Source organism: Aquabacter sp. DMC10 (genome assembly GCF_056314145.1).
On record NZ_JBQUYX010000003.1, the window covers coordinates 131,825 to 148,158 of the forward strand.

General features: G+C 66.8%; 16 protein-coding genes. 7 read left to right on the plus strand and 9 right to left on the minus strand.

All coding sequences use genetic code 11. From position 1 onward, the window contains the following. Positions 1-139 precede the first annotated feature (139 nt). The gene (locus ACT54L_RS09360; RefSeq protein ID WP_476085314.1) at positions 140-946 is read left to right on the plus strand and encodes an undecaprenyl-diphosphate phosphatase; all 807 of its coding nucleotides are present in this window, start codon (positions 140-142) and stop codon (positions 944-946) included. 38 nt (positions 947-984) lie between these two features. Here the strand turns inward: ACT54L_RS09360 and ACT54L_RS09365 are convergent, their stop codons facing one another. Both ACT54L_RS09365 and ACT54L_RS09370 read right to left on the minus strand, forming a co-directional pair. Further along, on the minus strand, positions 985-1,746 hold the full coding sequence (locus ACT54L_RS09365) for a M48 family metallopeptidase (RefSeq protein ID WP_476085315.1): 762 nt from the start codon (positions 1,744-1,746) through the stop codon (positions 985-987). A gap of 195 nt (positions 1,747-1,941) precedes the next feature. Then, positions 1,942-3,303 carry a polyhydroxyalkanoate depolymerase gene (locus ACT54L_RS09370; protein WP_476085316.1) on the minus strand — a complete coding sequence of 454 codons (1,362 nt, stop codon included), beginning with the start codon at positions 3,301-3,303 and terminating at the stop codon, positions 1,942-1,944. Positions 3,304-3,455: 152 nt separating this feature from the next. Between ACT54L_RS09370 and ACT54L_RS09375 the strand changes: the two genes are divergently transcribed. Both ACT54L_RS09375 and ACT54L_RS09380 read left to right on the plus strand, forming a co-directional pair. Then, a complete protein-coding gene (locus ACT54L_RS09375; protein WP_476085317.1) occupies positions 3,456-4,760 on the plus strand; it encodes an ActS/PrrB/RegB family redox-sensitive histidine kinase in 1,305 nt (434 codons plus the stop codon). 304 nt (positions 4,761-5,064) lie between these two features. Next, complete coding sequence (locus ACT54L_RS09380) at positions 5,065-5,619, plus strand: ActR/PrrA/RegA family redox response regulator transcription factor (RefSeq protein WP_209104360.1); 555 nt, start codon at positions 5,065-5,067, stop codon at positions 5,617-5,619. Between the two features lie 398 nt (positions 5,620-6,017). Here the strand turns inward: ACT54L_RS09380 and ACT54L_RS09385 are convergent, their stop codons facing one another. Further along, on the minus strand, positions 6,018-6,506 hold the full coding sequence (locus tag ACT54L_RS09385; RefSeq protein ID WP_476085318.1) for an MmcB family DNA repair protein: 489 nt from the start codon (positions 6,504-6,506) through the stop codon (positions 6,018-6,020). A 2-nt stretch (positions 6,507-6,508) separates the two neighbouring features. Further along, positions 6,509-7,384, minus strand: coding sequence for a YihY/virulence factor BrkB family protein (locus tag ACT54L_RS09390; RefSeq protein ID WP_476085319.1), 876 nt, complete (start codon positions 7,382-7,384; stop codon positions 6,509-6,511). Positions 7,385-7,642: 258 nt separating this feature from the next. Here ACT54L_RS09390 and ACT54L_RS09395 point away from each other — a divergent pair, with 258 nt between their 5' ends. After that, positions 7,643-8,728, plus strand: coding sequence for an FUSC family protein (locus ACT54L_RS09395; RefSeq protein ID WP_476085320.1), 1,086 nt, complete (start codon positions 7,643-7,645; stop codon positions 8,726-8,728). A 3-nt stretch (positions 8,729-8,731) separates the two neighbouring features. Here the strand turns inward: ACT54L_RS09395 and dnaQ are convergent, their stop codons facing one another. The 5 genes from dnaQ to ACT54L_RS09420 all read right to left on the minus strand — a co-directional run bounded on the left by dnaQ (position 8,732) and on the right by ACT54L_RS09420 (position 12,506). Then, entirely contained in the window at positions 8,732-9,457 is a 726-nt protein-coding gene (dnaQ, locus tag ACT54L_RS09400) for a DNA polymerase III subunit epsilon (protein WP_476085321.1), read from the minus strand. Positions 9,458-9,597: 140 nt separating this feature from the next. Then, a complete protein-coding gene (gene coaE / locus ACT54L_RS09405; RefSeq protein ID WP_476085322.1) occupies positions 9,598-10,194 on the minus strand; it encodes a dephospho-CoA kinase in 597 nt (198 codons plus the stop codon). Position 10,195: 1 nt separating this feature from the next. After that, positions 10,196-11,047 (minus strand): shikimate dehydrogenase, encoded by an 852-nt coding sequence (locus ACT54L_RS09410; RefSeq protein WP_476085323.1) that lies wholly within the window; start codon positions 11,045-11,047, stop codon positions 10,196-10,198. After that, complete coding sequence (locus ACT54L_RS09415; RefSeq protein ID WP_476085324.1) at positions 11,044-11,655, minus strand: Maf family protein; 612 nt, start codon at positions 11,653-11,655, stop codon at positions 11,044-11,046. Before ACT54L_RS09415 ends, ACT54L_RS09410 begins: the two co-directional genes overlap by 4 nt. Beyond that, entirely contained in the window at positions 11,652-12,506 is an 855-nt protein-coding gene (locus ACT54L_RS09420) for a pyruvate, water dikinase regulatory protein (RefSeq protein WP_476085762.1), read from the minus strand. The genes ACT54L_RS09415 and ACT54L_RS09420 overlap by 4 nt, the downstream gene beginning before the upstream one ends. Before the next feature lie 349 nt (positions 12,507-12,855). Here ACT54L_RS09420 and hemE point away from each other — a divergent pair, with 349 nt between their 5' ends. The 3 genes from hemE to rho all read left to right on the plus strand — a co-directional run bounded on the left by hemE (position 12,856) and on the right by rho (position 16,087). Further along, a complete protein-coding gene (hemE, locus tag ACT54L_RS09425; protein WP_476085325.1) occupies positions 12,856-13,929 on the plus strand; it encodes a uroporphyrinogen decarboxylase in 1,074 nt (357 codons plus the stop codon). A 48-nt stretch (positions 13,930-13,977) separates the two neighbouring features. After that, positions 13,978-14,403: a protoporphyrinogen oxidase HemJ gene (gene hemJ / locus ACT54L_RS09430; protein WP_476085326.1), complete on the plus strand. Its 426-nt coding sequence runs from the start codon at positions 13,978-13,980 to the stop codon at positions 14,401-14,403. Between the two features lie 418 nt (positions 14,404-14,821). After that, entirely contained in the window at positions 14,822-16,087 is a 1,266-nt protein-coding gene (gene rho, locus ACT54L_RS09435) for a transcription termination factor Rho (protein WP_209104350.1), read from the plus strand. Positions 16,088-16,334 lie beyond the last annotated feature (247 nt).

A 16,334-nucleotide genomic window follows, 5' to 3' on the forward strand; every position in this document is an offset into this window, starting at 1 on the left:
CCGCCACATGGTGAACCATTGATCCACATGACCCTGGGGAGGGTGAAGCGGCGCCCGATTGCGCCCGCACCGCCGACGCCGCAGGATGCGCCGGCACCCTGGCCGGTCGGCCGGCTCTCACCTTTCTGGACGCTGTCACATGACGCTCGGCACCATGATCGAGGCGCTGTTCCTCGGTCTCATTGAAGGCCTGACGGAATTCATCCCGGTCTCTTCCACCGCCCATATGCTCCTGGTCGGCCACTTCCTCGGCTTCGAGAGCAATGGCAAGACCTTCGAGGTGCTGATCCAGCTCGGCGCCGTCCTCGCCATCCTGGTGGTCTATTTCCAGCGCTTCACCCGCGTGGCCTTCATGCTGCCCTCCAGCGCCGGCGCCCGGCGCTTCGTCATCGGCGTGCTGCTGGCCTTCCTGCCGGCGGCGGTGATCGGCGCGGCACTGCACGGCTTCATCAAGCAGGTGCTGTTCGAATCGCCCATGCTCATCTGCGGCACGCTGATCTTCGGCGGCGTGGTGCTGCTGGTCATCGACAAGGTGGCGCCCAAGCCCAAGTACAACAATGCCATGGGCCTGCCGCCCCTGCTGGCGCTCAAGATCGGCTTCTGCCAGTGCCTCGCCCTCATTCCCGGCATGTCGCGGTCGGGCTCCACCATAGTCGGCGCCATGCTCATGGGGGTCGACAAGAAGGCGGCGGCGGAATTCTCCTTCTTCCTCGCCTTGCCCACCATGCTGGGCGCCTTCGTCTATGACCTCTACAAGAACCGCGGCGCGCTGACGCTGGACGACGGCGTGCTCATCGCCATCGGCTTCGTGGCGGCCTTCTGCTCGGCGCTCCTGGTGGTGCGCAGCCTGTTGGAGTTCGTCAGCCGCCACGGCTATGCGCCGTTCGGCTGGTGGCGCATCGGCGTGGGCATTGCAGGGCTGGTGGGCCTTTATCTCACCCGCTGAGCGTCGGGACAGGCTCTCCGCACCGGGCGGAGAGCCGTTCAGCCGGCGGCGCCGAAGCGATGGAGGCCGGCGCCATTGGCCCGCAGCCAGGCTTCCGCCGTCCGCCGGTCGGGAGAGATGCGCTCCACATGCCGCCAGAAATGGGGGCCGTGGTTCATCTCCAGCCGATGGGCCACCTCGTGGGCGGCCAGATAATCGAGCACGAAGGGCGGCGCCAGGATCAGCCGCCAGGAGAAGGACAGCTTCCCGTCCGCCGAGCACGAGCCCCAGCGGCTCGACGTGTCGCGCAGCGTGATGGGCCCCACCGTCACCTTCAGGGACCCGGCATGGCGGGCCACCGCCGCCTTCAGCTCGGCCCGGGCCAGGCGCTTCAAATAATCGAGAACACGGCGTGACACATGGGGCTCGTCTCCCGCCACGCACAGAAGCCGCGTGCCGTCCGGCCCCTCCTCCTCCCAGCAGGTGCCGCGGGCGGCGGGCCGGTGGACAATGAGATGGGGCACCCCGCGCAGCGGGATGGTCTCGCCCGGCGCGAAGGGCACCGTTTCCGGCAGGCGCACCAGGCGGGCGCGCACCCAATCCACATGGCGGGCGACGAAATCGCTGGCGGTGGCGAAGGAGACATGGGGCGGGGCGGTCAGGGCCACATCACGGGTGGCCGTTCGCACGCGCAGCGTCAGGCGCCGGGCGGAGGGATGGCGACGCACCGCCACCTTCACCACCTCGTCGTCCACCCGCAGTTCGATCCATTCCCCACCAGGAAGCGGGGGTGGATGCCTGTCGCGCCGCCGAAACAGCATTCCCCACCCTGCACGCCCCCGTGCCGGGAGCGTCTCGATTTCCATTTCAGAAAATGTGGGCGAATTCGCCGGCCTGCGCTAGCCCTCTCCGGTATCGGGCTGGGGATCGGTCAAAGCTTTTCTGGCCCGGTCTGCGTTCGCACGAAGACCAGCGAAAGACTGTGAAAGAAGCCCGCCGTTTTGGGCGGGCCGCTTTCATTCGGCGCCGGGTGCCGCGCGCTCGCCGAACAGGGGGGTCACCACATTGTCGCGATTGCGCGGCCAGTTGTTCGACAGGATGAAGTCGGAGATGCGGGGCGCGATCTCCGCCCGGAAGCGCGAGCCGTTGAACACGCCGTAATGACCCACCCCCGGCTGCACCCAATGGGCGCGCTTCTCGTCGGGGATCAGCGGGGACATGCCGTGGGCGGCGAAGGTCTGGCCGACGCCGGAAATGTCGTCCTTCTCGCCTTCCACCGTCATCAGCGCCACGTTGCGGATGGTCTCCGGCCGCACGCGGGCATTGTGGTGGTACATCTCGCCCTTGGGCAGGGCGTGGCGGATGAACACCTGTTCCACCGTCTCCAGGTAGAATTCGGCGGACAGGTCCATCACCGCCAGATACTCGTCATAGAACTCGCGGTGCTTCTCGGCGGAATCCCCGTCGCCCTGGATGAGGTGGCGGAACAGGTCGTAATGGGCCTGGAGGTGGCGATCCAGGTTCATGCTCATGAAGCCGTTGAGCTGCAGGAAGCCCGGATAGACCTGCCGCATGGCGCCCGGATGGGGCCACGGCACGGTGGTGATGACATTGCGGCGGAAGAAGTCGATGCCCTTGCTCTCGGCGAGCCGGTTGACCCCCGTGGGCGCCTGACGGGTGTCGATGGGGCCGCCCATGAGCACCATGGACTTGGGCACCAGCGGATCGCCCTCCTCTTCCATGCGGGCAATGGCCATGAGCACGGGGACCGCCGGCTGGCAGACCGCGAGCACATGGCAATCCCCGCCCATGCGGTGGAAGATGGAGATCAGATAGTCCACATAGTCGGACAGGGTGAAATGGCCCTCCGCCAGCGGCACCAGCTTGGCGTCGATCCAGTCGGTGACATAGACATCATGGGTGGGCAGGAAGGCTTCCACGGTGCCGCGCAGCAGCGTGGCGTGGTGGCCGGACATGGGCGCCACCACCACCAGGCGGGGCTGCGGACGGCGCGGCGGCTGGGAAAAGGCGCGCTCGAAGTGCAGCAGGCGACAAAATGGCCGGGACCATACGGTATTGACGTGGACGGGTATCCGCTCCCCGCCCACCACGGTATGGGTGAGGCGCCAGTCGGGCTTGGCGTAGCGTCGCGTGGTGCGCTCGAACAGCTCGATGGCCGCCGCCATGGACTTGCCCATGGTGGTGTGGGCGGCGGGATTGAGGGGGTTCTCAAAGATGAGCCGGCTGGCATCCGCCAGCGCCCGCGATGGATTGAGCGCGGCGTGCGTCATCTCGTACATCCAATACAAGGGTGACGAGAGCGCGGCGCTGCCGCTTCCGGGCAGCCGGGCCGGGCCGCTGAACTCACCGATCGCCATGGTCGTTCCTCGATTGTCGTTCCGTTGAAGGTGTCGTCAAAGTGTCAAACCGTCAATCTCCACCAAAGATCCATGAGACGTGACGGCCCATGATGCACAAGATTGCTTTCCCGAAACTCACCAACCACTGAACGAGACGGCCTCGACCCGCCATGGCATCGGCATTTGCAAGCTTCCCTCACGGAAGATCACTGGGTCTTCGACTGGACACCCTCATCCGCCTGCGCTGGCTGGCGGTGGCCGGACAGACCCTGTCCATCCTGGTGGTCTATCTGCTGCTGGGCTTCCCCCTGCCGCTTGCCCCCTGCCTTGCGGTGGTCGGCCTGTCCGCCGTGCTCAATATCTTGTTGCGGGTGCGTTTTCCGGTGGCGCGCCGGCTGTCCGACGTGGCCGCCGGGCCATTGCTTGCCTATGACGTCCTGCAGTTGACCGCCCTCCTTTTTCTCACCGGAGGGTTGAACAATCCTTTCGCGCTGCTGTTCCTGGCGCCGGTGATGATCTCCGCGACCGCCCTGTCCTGGACCACCACGGTGCTGCTCGGCCTGTTTGCGGTGTTCTGCGCCGGCATTGTGGGCCTGTGGCATCAGCCCTTGCCCTGGATGGGGCCGAGCGAGCCGGAATTGCCGAACCTGTTCCTGGCCGGCACCTGGGTGGCGCTCTCCGTAGCCATCGGCTTCATCGGCCTGCACTCGTGGCGGGTGGCGGAGGAGGCGCGGGAACTGGCCGATGCGTTGGCCGCCACCGAGCTGGTGCTGGCCCGCGAGCAGCACCTCTCCCAGCTGGACGGCCTTGCCGCCGCCGCCGCCCATGAACTGGGCACGCCGCTGGCCACCATCGCCCTGGTGGTGAAGGAGATGGAGCGCTCCTGCACGCCGGAGGACCCCCATGCGGAGGACATCGTCCTCCTGCGCGACCAGGTGCGCCGCTGCCGGGACATTCTCCAGAAGCTCACCTCGCTGGGCTCGGGGGACGCCCCCTTCGACCGCATGCCCCTCTCGCTGCTCCTGGAGGAAGTGGTTGGCCCCCATCGGGATTTCGGCATCACCATCACCGTCGACCTGCCGGCGGACCGCACCGACGAGCCGGTCATGGACCGCAATCCCGGCCTGATCTATGGCCTCGGCAATCTGGTGGAGAATGCCGTGGACTTCGCCGAGAGCCGCGTCGAGCTGGTGGCCCGCTGGACCACCACGCGCATGGAGATCACCGTCTCCGACGACGGGCCGGGCTTCGCGCCGGAAGTGTCCGACCGCATCGGCCAGCCTTATGTGACCAGCCGCGCCCGCGACCGCCAGGATGCGGACGAGGAAAGTGGCCTGGGCCTCGGCTTCTTCATCGCCAAGACCTTGCTGGAGCGCACCGGCGCGAGCCTGTGGGTGGAAAACCGCCCGGCCCCCGCCCATGGCGCCCAGGTGCGCATTTCCTGGATGCGCAACGCGGTGACCGTCGACAGCTGAGGGCGCCTTGTCCCGGCAGGACGGAACATATGCGTTCGGAATGGCTTAGCTCGCGCTTCCCAGCATTTGCGACGGGAAAACGCCGCTTTTGACGCGACGGCACGCGACAAATCGACGCCAATGGGCCATGCTCCCCCCGGAGGAACGTTTAAGGCTTCGCGTAGGTGCCGTGCCCCCGACGGCGCGGCGGCTGCTCCGCACTCCAGGAGCGGCCAGTGTCCAATCGGCCATGAACCTTTGATCCGGCGCATGGTTTCCGCTGACAGGACACTGCAAAGAAAGCCGAGTCCGAAGGAATTTGACCATGACCGAACCCGTCCAGATGGCTCCAGAGGGAGACCCATCCGTCCTCATTGTCGATGACGACCGATCCTTCCTCCAGCGCCTGGCCCGCGCCATGGAAACGCGCGGCTTCGCCGTCAGCACGGCCGAGAGCGTGGCCGATGGCCTCGCCAAGGTGGAAGCCGCCGCTCCCGCTTATGCGGTGGTGGACATGCGCCTCGGCGACGGCAGCGGGCTCGATGTCATTTCCGCCCTGCAGAAGGCCAAGCCCGAGGCCCGCGCCATCGTGCTGACCGGCTATGGCAACATCGCCACGGCGGTGACGGCGGTGAAACTCGGCGCCGTGGATTATCTGGCCAAGCCCGCCGACGCGGACGATGTGGTGGCCGCCCTCATGGCGAACGCCGACCACAAGCCCTCGCCGCCGGAAAACCCCATGTCGGCGGACCGGGTGCGGTGGGAGCACATCCAGCGCGTCTATGAATTGTGCGGTCGCAACGTCTCCGAGACGGCCCGCCGCCTCTCCATGCACCGCCGCACGCTCCAGCGCATCCTCGCCAAGCGCGCGCCGCGCTGAGTCGGTTTCCCGGCCCTCTTCATTCGTCATGGCCGGGCTTGTCCCGGCCATCCACGGGGCAGGGGCCAAAGGACAGGACCAAGGGGGCGGGTTTCAGGATTTGCGGGTGATGGAAGCCCGGCCATGAGGAGGGTGCAGGCGCGTTCTTCGCCCCTCGTCCATTCCGGTACTCCCGGTCCGCCCCCCTCCCCAACCCTCCCCCGCTTCGCGGGAGAGGGGGTTCGTTGCGCCAGGGCGATGACGTCCGTCATATCTGAAAGACACGCGCCGCTCGCCGGCCACACTCCCTCTCCCGCTTGCGGGGGAGGGTTGGGGAGGGGGTCAGCGGGAAAGCGTGGGCGAGGGCCCAACGCGCCCCGTGCCTGGCTTAGCCGTCACCCTCTGTCCACTGGCCCCGTTCACAAATCCGCATAAGGCCGCAGGTCGGGGTCGTGCAGCGCGGCCAGCCGAGCGCTTGCGGCGCGGGCGAGGCGGATGAGCATGGTCTTGCGGGTGGCCGCCGGCAGGCTATGGAGCGGCGGCGGGCGCAAGAGATGGGCGCCGAAGGCATCGCCCACCAGGATGCCCACCTCCTCCGGCAGGATCTCGACGGGAAAATCCACGCTCACCGCGAACAGCAGGCGATCGCAGAAGGCCCGATACTCCGGCCACTTGGCATCGGCACGGAAGTCCGCCACCGACGACTTGATCTCCACAATGGTGATCTCGCCCTTGCCGTCGAGGGCGGCGATGTCCGCCCGCCGGCCGGAGGCGAGGGAGAATTCCGGCAGACCCATCAGCCCCAGCGCCGCGAAATAGCGCAGCACGCCCCGTTGCAGGGCGAGCGCCGTGGGGGATTGCCGCCCGTCGGGCTTGGGCACGGGCGGGCTTGCGGGAGACAGAGCCATGCTCAATCCAGCATGTCCGCCACCGAGGCAAGACGCCTCTGGCTGGCCGCGTCCCGCGCCCGGCCGATGGCGGCGTTGAACTCGCCGCCGAAGATGAAAATGGTGGCGCTGAGATAGAGGAAGACCAGGGCCACCATCACCGAGGCAAGGCCCGCATAGGTGGTCACGTAATTCCCGGCAAATTCGGCCAGATACATGCCGAACACGGTGGCCGCCACCAGCCACAGGATCAAGGTGAGCAGAATGCCAGGCGCCACATCCAGGAAGCCGCGCCGCCCCGCCGGCAGCCACAGATGGGCCACCACCAGGCCGATGATGAGGATCACGCTGGTGCTGGCGATGCGGATGAGCGTGACCACGCTGCCGAACGGTTTGAGGGCCGGCACATGCTGCACCGTCTTTTCCCAGAGCAGGGGACCAAGCACCACGAAGAAGGACAAGGCCAGCATGCCCGCCGCGCCAATCACCACGAAGGCGATGGACTCCAGGCGCAGCTGGTACCAGGGGCGCCGCTCGCTCACCTGATAGGCCCGGTTGAGGCCGATGCGCAGGCTCTCGATGCCGTTGGAGGAGAAATAGAGCGCCAGCGCCACGCCGAAGGTCAGGAGGTCGGTGCGCACGTGGTTGACCACATTATAGATTTCGCGCGCGATGGGCTCGGCCACCTGCTCGGGCCAGGTGTCCAGGATCAGCTGGATGGTCTCGTTGGCCAGCGGCCGCAGGTCCAGGAAAGCGGCCAGCGAGGTGACGAAGATCAGGAACGGGAACAGCGACATGAGCGCCGACAGGGCGATGTGGCTGGCGATGGCCCAGCCGTCATCGGCCACGAAGCTCCAGAAGGCATCCATGACCACGCGGTAGCTTCTGACGACGATCATCACCTTCGGTCCGAGCCCCGCCTGTGCCATGGCCGCCCCTGGGCGCGCCGCCTGCCGCATGTCCGGTCCCCGGACGGGAGCCGGCCCGCCCCCGGTGAAGGTGCGGCGATGCCGGAGGGTTCCCGCCCGGATCAGCCTTCCTCCTATAGCCGGTTGCGGCCCGATCTGAGAAATTCTCCCCATCCGGGGCGCCCGCGCCCGCGCCGGTCCCGTTTCCAGTGTAGACCCATTCCCTGACAGGATCTCCACCGGCCCGCCATGCACCTCCCCTCCCTCCCCCGCTTCACCCTCGCCGATGCCCGGCTGGCGCTGCGCGCCACGGTCGCGGCCTTCGCCGCCTATCTCCTGGCCTATTGGCTGGATCTGCCGAAGGGCTATTGGGCGGTGCTGAGCGCCATATTGGTGGTGCAATCCTCCCTCGGGGCGAGCTTGGCCATTGCCATCGATCGGTGCTTGGGAACCATCGCTGGGGGTGCCATCGGCGTGCTTTTCGCCATCATCGCCGGTCCGTCCTTCTGGCTGACGCTGGCCTTCCTGGTGATCGGCACCTTCCTGGCGGCGCTGCTGGCGGCGCGCAGCCCCAGCTATAAGCTCGCGCCGGTGACGGTCTGCGTGGTCATGCTGGCCGATCCCACCCACGCGGACCCCTGGGTCTCAGGCCTGGAGCGTATCCTTGAGATTTCGCTGGGCGGGGCGGTGGGCCTAGCCTGTGCCCTGCTGGTCCTGCCCTCCAAGGCGCGGGAATATCTTTATCCCCATGTGGCGGATGTGCTGGACGGCTGCGCCGAGCTCATCGATCTCGGCGCGCGCGGGCTGGTGGAGGGGGCCCTCGATCCCTCCAGCCTGGATGCCACCAACACGCGCGTGCGCATCGCCTTGCGCGCCGCCGACACGCGGGCGGGAGAGGCGAAGCGGGAAAAATTCGGCTTCTTCAGCCAGAGCCGGGATGTGACGCCCCTGGTGCGCGGGGGCCGCCGGCTGTGGCATACGGTCATCATGCTGCTGCGCGGCGCCGCCCATCCCCTGGACCAGGAGCTGGGGCGCGATGCCGGCCCCGCCTTGACCGCAGCCGCCACGGCCCTGTCCGCGGTGGCCCGTGGGCTGGCCACCAGCATGCGGGGGGAAGTGGGCACCGACATCGATGCCCTATTGGAAACCGCGGCCGGCACGGTGACCGCGCTCGATGCCCAGATGGACCGGCTGACCCAGTCGGGTGCCTTTTCCGGCGACGGGGCGAGCCTCGTCCAGCTTTCGGCGGCGGTGGCCGCCTGCGAGCATCTGCTTGAAAACCTCACCGACCTTGCCGCGCGCCTCAAGGACATCCGCGCCCCGGTCGAGGAATAGGCCTTACGCCGCCGGCGGCGCCTCGGCGGCCGGTTCGGCATAGGTCGTCCAGATGGCCTTTTCGCCCATTTCGGCGATGAAGGCCGCATGGGCAGCCCGTTCTTCGGCGGTCAAAAGCGGGGGCAGGGGTACGGGGCGCTGGCGGGCGATGATCTTCTCGCCGGACAGAAGGCGGGGGGCCGCGTCCTCCTCGTCCACCAGACCCACCAGCATGGCCTGCCGGCCACCCAGCAATTCGCTGTAAACCTCGGCCAGCAATTCCGCGTCCAGCAGCGCCCCATGCTTCACGCGCTTGGAGCTGTCGATGCCATAGCGGCTCATCAGCACATCGAGGGAATTGGGGCCGCCGGGATGCTTGCGGCGGGCGAGCGCCAGGGTGTCGATCACCCGGTCGCGGGCGATGACCGGCCGCCCGGCCCGCTCCAACTCCGCATTCAGGAAGCCGATGTCGAACGCCGCATTGTGGATGACCAGCGTGTCGTCGGCGATGAAGGCGAGGAACTCGTCCGCCTTCTCGGCAAACTTGGGCTTGTCGGACAGGAACTCGCTGGACAGGCCGTGGACGTTGAACGCCTCCACCGGCATGTCCCGCTCGGGGTTCAGATAGACGTGGAAGACATTGCCCGTGAGGATGCGGTTGACCATCTCCACACAGCCGATCTCCACCACCCGGTCGCCATTATTGGCTTCAAGGCCGGTGGTTTCGGTGTCGAGCACGATCTCGCGCATGGGACCTCCTGAAGGGTGGCTTTAAGGGCCAAGCCGTCCATACCACATGGACGCCTGTCATGCCCGGGCTCGTCCCGGCCATGACAGCCGCAGCGTCACGTCTGCTCGCCGTCCCTTGCTCGGCAGAGATTCTGGTCTCTCTAAGCCCGTCGCCCCGGACCGCTCAAGGCCCGCACCACGCCGGCCACCTGATGCCGGGCGGCCTCGAAGCCGCGGCCCGTATCGATCAGGAAATGGGCGCGGCGGCGCTTGTCCGCGTCGGGCACCTGCTTGGCGAGGATCAAGGCGAAGCGCTCTTCGCTCATGCCGGGGCGCGCCAGCACGCGGGCCTTCTGCACCTCTGCGGGCGCGCTGACCACGGCCACCGCATCCACCCGGCCCGCCGAGCCCGTCTCCAGGAGAAGGGGAATGTCCAGCACCACCAGCCGCGCCCCGGCCGCCCGCGCCTTGGCGAGAAACGCCTCTTCCCGTGCCCGCACCAGGGGATGGACGATGGCTTCCAGCCGCTTCATGGCATCGGCATCACCCAGCACGCGCTGGGAGAGGGCAGGGCGGTCCACCCGTCCGTCCTTCACCACGCCGGGAAAGACGGCCTCCACGGGGGCCACCGCTTCCTTGGCATAGAGATCGTGCACGGTGGCGTCGGCATCATGCACTGGCACGCCCAGCGCGCGGAACATGGCGGCGGTGGCGGACTTGCCCATGCCGATGGAGCCGGTGAGGCCGAGCACCCACATGTCAGGCCTCCAACTGGCCCTTGGCGCGCAAATCTTCCACCAGGCGGGCGCGCAAGGCCTCGTCCACCTCCGGCCGCACGCCGAACCAGCGCTCGAAGCCGGGCACACCCTGGTGAAGGAGCATGCCCAGGCCATCCACCACCCGAAGCCCCCGCGCCCGGGCGGCCTTCAGGAGCGGAGTTTCCAAGGGCACATAGACCGCATCGGTCACCACCGCATCGTCCGGCAGGACGGAGAGGTCGAGATCCAACGGCGGATGGCCCTTCATGCCCAGCGAGGTGGTGTTCACCAGCACGCCGGCCTCCGCCATGGGCCGCGCCACGTCGGCAAGCGGCAGGGCGGTGACCTTGGGGCCGAAGAATGCCGCCAGCGTCTCGGCCTTTTCCAGCGTCCGGTTGGCCAGATGAATACGCTCCACACCCGCCTTCAACAGCCCGAAGAGAATGGCGCGCGAAGCCCCGCCCGCCCCCAGCACCACCACCGGCCGGTCCGCCTGTCGCCAGCCGGGGGCATTGGCGTCGAGATTGGCGATGAAGCCATAGACATCCGTATTGCCACCCATGAGGCGGCCATCTTCCACCCAGAGCGTGTTCACCGCGCCGAGCGCACGGGCGGTCTCGTCTGCATGGGCGACGGAGCGGAAGGCCACTTCCTTGTCGGGGGCGGTGACATTGCCACCCGTGTAACCGCGCTCAATGAAGCCGGCAAAGAAGTCCGCCGCCAGGTCGAGCGGGACTTCCTCGCGGCCATAGCTGCCGGCCAGGCCGTGCTTTTCCATCCAATAGCCATGGAGCAAGGGCGAGCGGGAATAGGCCACGGGCTGGCCGATGATGCACAGCTTGGGAGAGGTCACGGCAGAAGGCCCTCGGAACGCAGGAAGCCCAGCAGGGGCAAAAGCGGCAGCCCCAGAATGGTGAAGTGATCGCCTTCGATGGCCTCGAACAGATGCACGCCCAGCCCTTCCAGCTGGTAGCAGCCCACCGAGGACAGGATGGCCGGCCCCGCCGCATCGAGATAGGCGTCGAGCGCCTCGTCCGACAAAGGCCGCATGGTCAGGCAGGCGGTCTCCACCGTCTCGAACAGCACCTCCTCGTCCCGCACCAGCGCGAGGGCGGAATGGAGGGCATGGGTGCGGCCGGCGAGGCGGGAGAGTTGGAGGCGGGCGGCCGTCATGTCCGGCGCCTTGTGGAAGGCGACGGGGCCGAGCGCCAGGGTCTGGTCCGCGCCCAGCACCAGCCGGCCCGGCGCCAGCGCGCTGCCGGCCAGCGCCTTGGTGCGCGCCAGCAGGCGCGCCACGTCGTCTGGGGCCGCCTCGGCGGCGGGAGCGGCGCATTCCACCGCCCGCTCGTCCACCGCGACGGAAATCAGGTCAACGGGAATGCCGGCGGCCTCCAGCACCGCCCGGCGGGCGAGGCTCTTGGAGGCCAGCGCCAGCGGTTCGGCGCCACGCCACAGGCTCATGTTTCCGCAATGCTCCGCCGGCGGCGCTCGCTGACGAGGCCGATGATGGTGGCCGCCGTCTCCTCGATGGAGCGGCGGCTCACGTCGATGATGGGCCAGCCATTGCGCCCGCACAGGCGACGGGAAAAGGCGATCTCCTCGGCCACCGCCTCGCGATCCACATAAGAGGGGCTGGCCGAGGTGGCGTTGAGCCCGAGCAGGCGGTTCTGGCGGATCTCCACGATCCGCTCCGGGCTCGCCACCAGGCCGACCACCAGGGGCTTCTTCAGCTTTTCCAGGTTGGGCGGAATGGGGACCTTGGGCACCAGCGGGATATTGGCGGTCTTGATGCCGCGATTGGCCAGATAGATGGAGGTGGGGGTCTTGGAGGTGCGCGAGACGCCCAGCAGCACCACGTCCGCCTGCTCCAAATCGTCGGTCATGTGCCCGTCATCGTGCATGACGGTGAAGTTCAAGGCGTCGATGCGCTTGAAATAGGTGGCGTCCAGCGCGTGCTGGCCGCCCACGCGCGGCTGCGGCTCGCCGCCCAGATAGGCCTGGAACAATTGAACAACCGGTGCGAGTACCGACAGATAAGGCACACCCACCGTCTCGCATTCCTGCTTCAGGCGGTCGCGCAATTCCTTGTCCACCAACGTGTAGAGCACGATGCCGGGATGGCTGTCGATCTCCGCCAGCACCCGCTCCAGCTGCTTCATGGTGCGCACGAGGGGATAGACGTGCTCGATGGGCAGCACGTTCGCATATTGGGCGCAGGCCGCCCGGCCCACATTGATGAGCGTTTCGCCCGTGGAGTCGGAAACCAGATGGAGATGGAAATAGTTCGGATTGGGAGCCTTGGATGCATTCACCACGGCGGTGGCCCTCCCGGCCCTGTGGACAGCCGGTGCAGGAAGGCACGACGCCAAGGCCCGCGCAAGCTCCCTCTCGGGATAGCGGGCATGGTCATCCACATTTCAGCCGCATGGGACAGTCTGGAGACCCCTCCTGTTGAGGAGTGGGGATTTCCGCACCTCACCTGCCCCGTTAGTGTTTTGTTAACCGGCTTTGGAGGCCGTCCGGGGGCGGTGCGAAACGGGGTGCGCGAACGTGTCTTCCTGTGGAGCGGTTGTCGACGGCGCCGCGAATAGTTAATCAACCGTTAATACCCAACAGACTCTCTCTTTTAAAAAAGAATCTTATTTTCTTAAGTGGGGTTGGATGACTGAGAGCCACACGCCTGCGTCCTGGAAGCCTGCGTCCCCCTCCGCTTCGCCCTTCCTGGCGGTGCTGGACGGCGAGCCCCGCACGCCGCCGCCGCTCTGGATGATGCGCCAGGCGGGGCGCTACCTGCCGGAATATCGCGAGGTGCGTGCCACCGCGGGCGACTTCCTGACGCTGTGCTACACGCCGGCGCTGGCCGCCGAGGTGACGCTGCAGCCCATCCGCCGCTTCGCCTTCGATGCGGCCATCATCTTTTCCGACATTTTGGTTGTGCCCCATGCGCTGGGCGTGCCGCTGCGCTTCGCGGTGGGCGAAGGCCCGCGCCTGGAGCCGGTGACCGACGCGGCGGGCGTTTCGGCGCTGGCCGGCCAGCTCGACCCCAATCGCGTGGGACCGGTCTACGAGGCCCTTTCGCTGGTCCGGGCGCGCCTGCCCCGGGAAACGGCCCTGATCGGCTTCTGCGGGGCTCCCTGGACGGTGGCGACCTATATGGTGGCCGGGCAAGGCACCGACGACCAGGGGCCGGCGCGCCTGCTCGCCTTGCGCCAGCCGGACCTGTTCCAAGCCCTCATCGATCGGCTGGTGGAGGCTTCCATCGCCCATCTCTCCGCCCAGATCAGTGCCGGCGCGGATGCCGTGCAGGTGTTCGACACATGGTCGGGCGTGCTGGACCCGGCCTCCTTCCAGCGCTGGTGCGTGGAGCCGCTGCGCAAGATCGTTGCCGGCGTGCGGGCCGATCATCCCGGCGCGCGCTTCATCGCCTTCCCCAAGGGGGCCTCGCTGGAGGGCCTGGAAGCCATGGCGGCGCTGGGCGTGAATGCGGTGGGGCTCGACTGGACCGCCGATCGCAAGGCGGTGCGGACGCGGCTTGTGGATAAGGTCGCGGTCCAAGGCAATCTGGACCCCCTGCGCATGATCGCCGGCGGGGCCGCGCTGGAGGATGAAATCCTCAACATCCGCAGGGATTTCGCGGGTGCGCGGCACATCTTCAACCTGGGCCACGGCATCCGCCCGGAGACCCCGGTCGCCCATGTGGAAAAGCTTGTGGAAAAGGTCCGTCAAAGCCTGTGAATGAGGAGGCTCCGTCCGCCCCAAGGGGCGGGGGAGGGGACACGCGCCATGCTCTATCTGTCCATCAAGGCCTTCCACATCATGGCGGTCATCTCCTGGATGGCCGCCATGTTCTATCTGCCGCGCCTGATGGTCTATCATTGCGACGCGCCGGTGGGCTCGCAGCAGTCCGAGACGTTCAAGATCATGGAACGGCGGCTGCTCAAAGCCATCTGCAACCCGGCCATGATCGCCACCTGGCTCGCCGGGCTCTATCTTTTGTGGGACGGCGGCTGGATCACCGATGGCTGGATGCATGCCAAGCTGACCTTGGTGCTCATCCTCTCGGGCTTCCACGGCATGCTGGCGCGTTGGGTACGGGAATTTGCCAATGATGAGAGGAAGCGCACGCCCCGCTTCTACCGAATCGCCAATGAGGTGCCGACCCTCCTGATGATCTGCATTGTGCTCTTGGTGGTGCTGAAGCCGTTCTGACCGGGCGGCGGGCTCGTCCCCGGGCGCATCTTTCCCCCGTCGCGGGGTGGGCGAGGCGGTCCGCAGCGGCGCAGATTTGGACTAACCTGCTGATTTGAAAGGGAAAGACGGGACTTTCCCCGTGCGCGTCTCGGCTGCGTCAAATGGCGGCTGCAAGGAAAAGATGTGCGCCTTTCGGAGGGCTTGCGCGGAGCCCGGTCCATCCGTTATTGTACCAGAGCTTTCCCCAACGCAGGCGAGAACGTGCATCCGTCCTTCGGTCGCGTCATGAGACCTGGACCGACAGAGTTGGACCGTACGCAAGGCAAGGCCACGCCATAAGGCCTTCCTGAAGACCTGCGATCTCCCGTCCCTTCCCTCACGCCAGGTGCACCGCGCGGTGCCACAGGCGCAATTCAAGATTTCGAGGCTTTCCCTTATGCGGGAAGTGAAACTCCAGGATCTCAAGTCCAAAACCCCTGTCGAGCTGCTGGCCTTCGCCGAGGAAAACCAGGTGGAGAACGCCAGCACCCTGCGCAAGCAGGAGCTCATGTTCGCCATCCTCAAGCAATTGGCCGCCAGCGAAACCGAGATCATCGGCGAAGGCGTGGTCGAGGTGCTCCAGGATGGGTTCGGCTTCCTGCGCTCGCCGGATGCCAATTATCTCCCCGGCCCGGACGACATCTATGTCTCGCCCTCGCAGATCCGCCGCTTCGGCCTGCGCACCGGCGACACGGTCAACGGACAGATCCGGTCCCCCAAGGAAGGTGAGCGCTATTTCGCCCTTCTGAAGGTGAACACGATCAATTTCGAGGACCCGGAAAAGACCCGGCACAAGATCAATTTCGACAATCTGACGCCGCTTTATCCCGATGAGCGCCTGAAGCTGGAATTCGAGGATTCCAACAAGAAGGACTTTTCGGCGCGGATCATCGACATCGTCTCGCCCATCGGCAAGGGTCAGCGCGGCCTCATCGTCGCCCCGCCCCGCACCGGCAAGACGGTGCTGCTGCAGAACATCGCCAAGTCCATCACCGCCAACCATCCCGAGTGCTTCCTCATCGTGCTGCTCATCGACGAGCGCCCCGAGGAAGTCACGGACATGCAGCGCTCGGTGAAGGGCGAGGTGGTCTCCTCCACCTTCGACGAGCCCGCCTCCCGCCACGTCCAAGTGGCCGAGATGGTGATCGAGAAGGCCAAGCGCCTCGTCGAGCATGGCCGCGACGTGGTCATCCTCCTGGATTCCATCACGCGCCTCGGCCGCGCCTACAACACGGTGGTGCCCTCCTCCGGCAAGGTGCTGACCGGCGGCGTGGACGCCAATGCCCTCCAGCGGCCCAAGCGCTTCTTCGGCGCGGCCCGCAACATCGAGGAAGGCGGCTCCCTCACCATCATCGCGACCGCGCTCATCGAGACCGGCTCGCGCATGGACGAGGTGATCTTTGAAGAGTTCAAGGGCACCGGTAACTCCGAAGTGATCCTGGACCGCAAGGTCTCCGACAAGCGCGTGTTCCCGGCCATCGACATCACCCGCTCCGGCACCCGCAAGGAAGAGCTGCTGGTCCCGGCCGACGTGCTCAAGAAGATGTATGTGCTGCGGCGCATCCTCAATCCCATGGGGACGGTGGACGCCATCGAGTTCCTGCTCGACAAGCTGCGCCAGACCAAGACCAACCAGGACTTCTTCGACTCCATGAACACCTGAGGCCTTTCCGTACGGAAAGCGCGGTCTTTACCTGATGCAAACCAAGTCGGGGTTAAGTCCTATCAGGGCTTGCCCCGGCTTTTTTGTTCTGTCCGGCAGGCCGCCCCGGGGGGCGGGGGAACCTTCAGGGCGCGCCGATCCGTCGGGGCGTTCTTTATTCTTAATGCAGGGTCATTTGACCGCATGTGACGTGTCCTGTAATCCATCCTGAGGGTTGCAGTGCAGCGCGGCTTGGCATTCGGCGGCG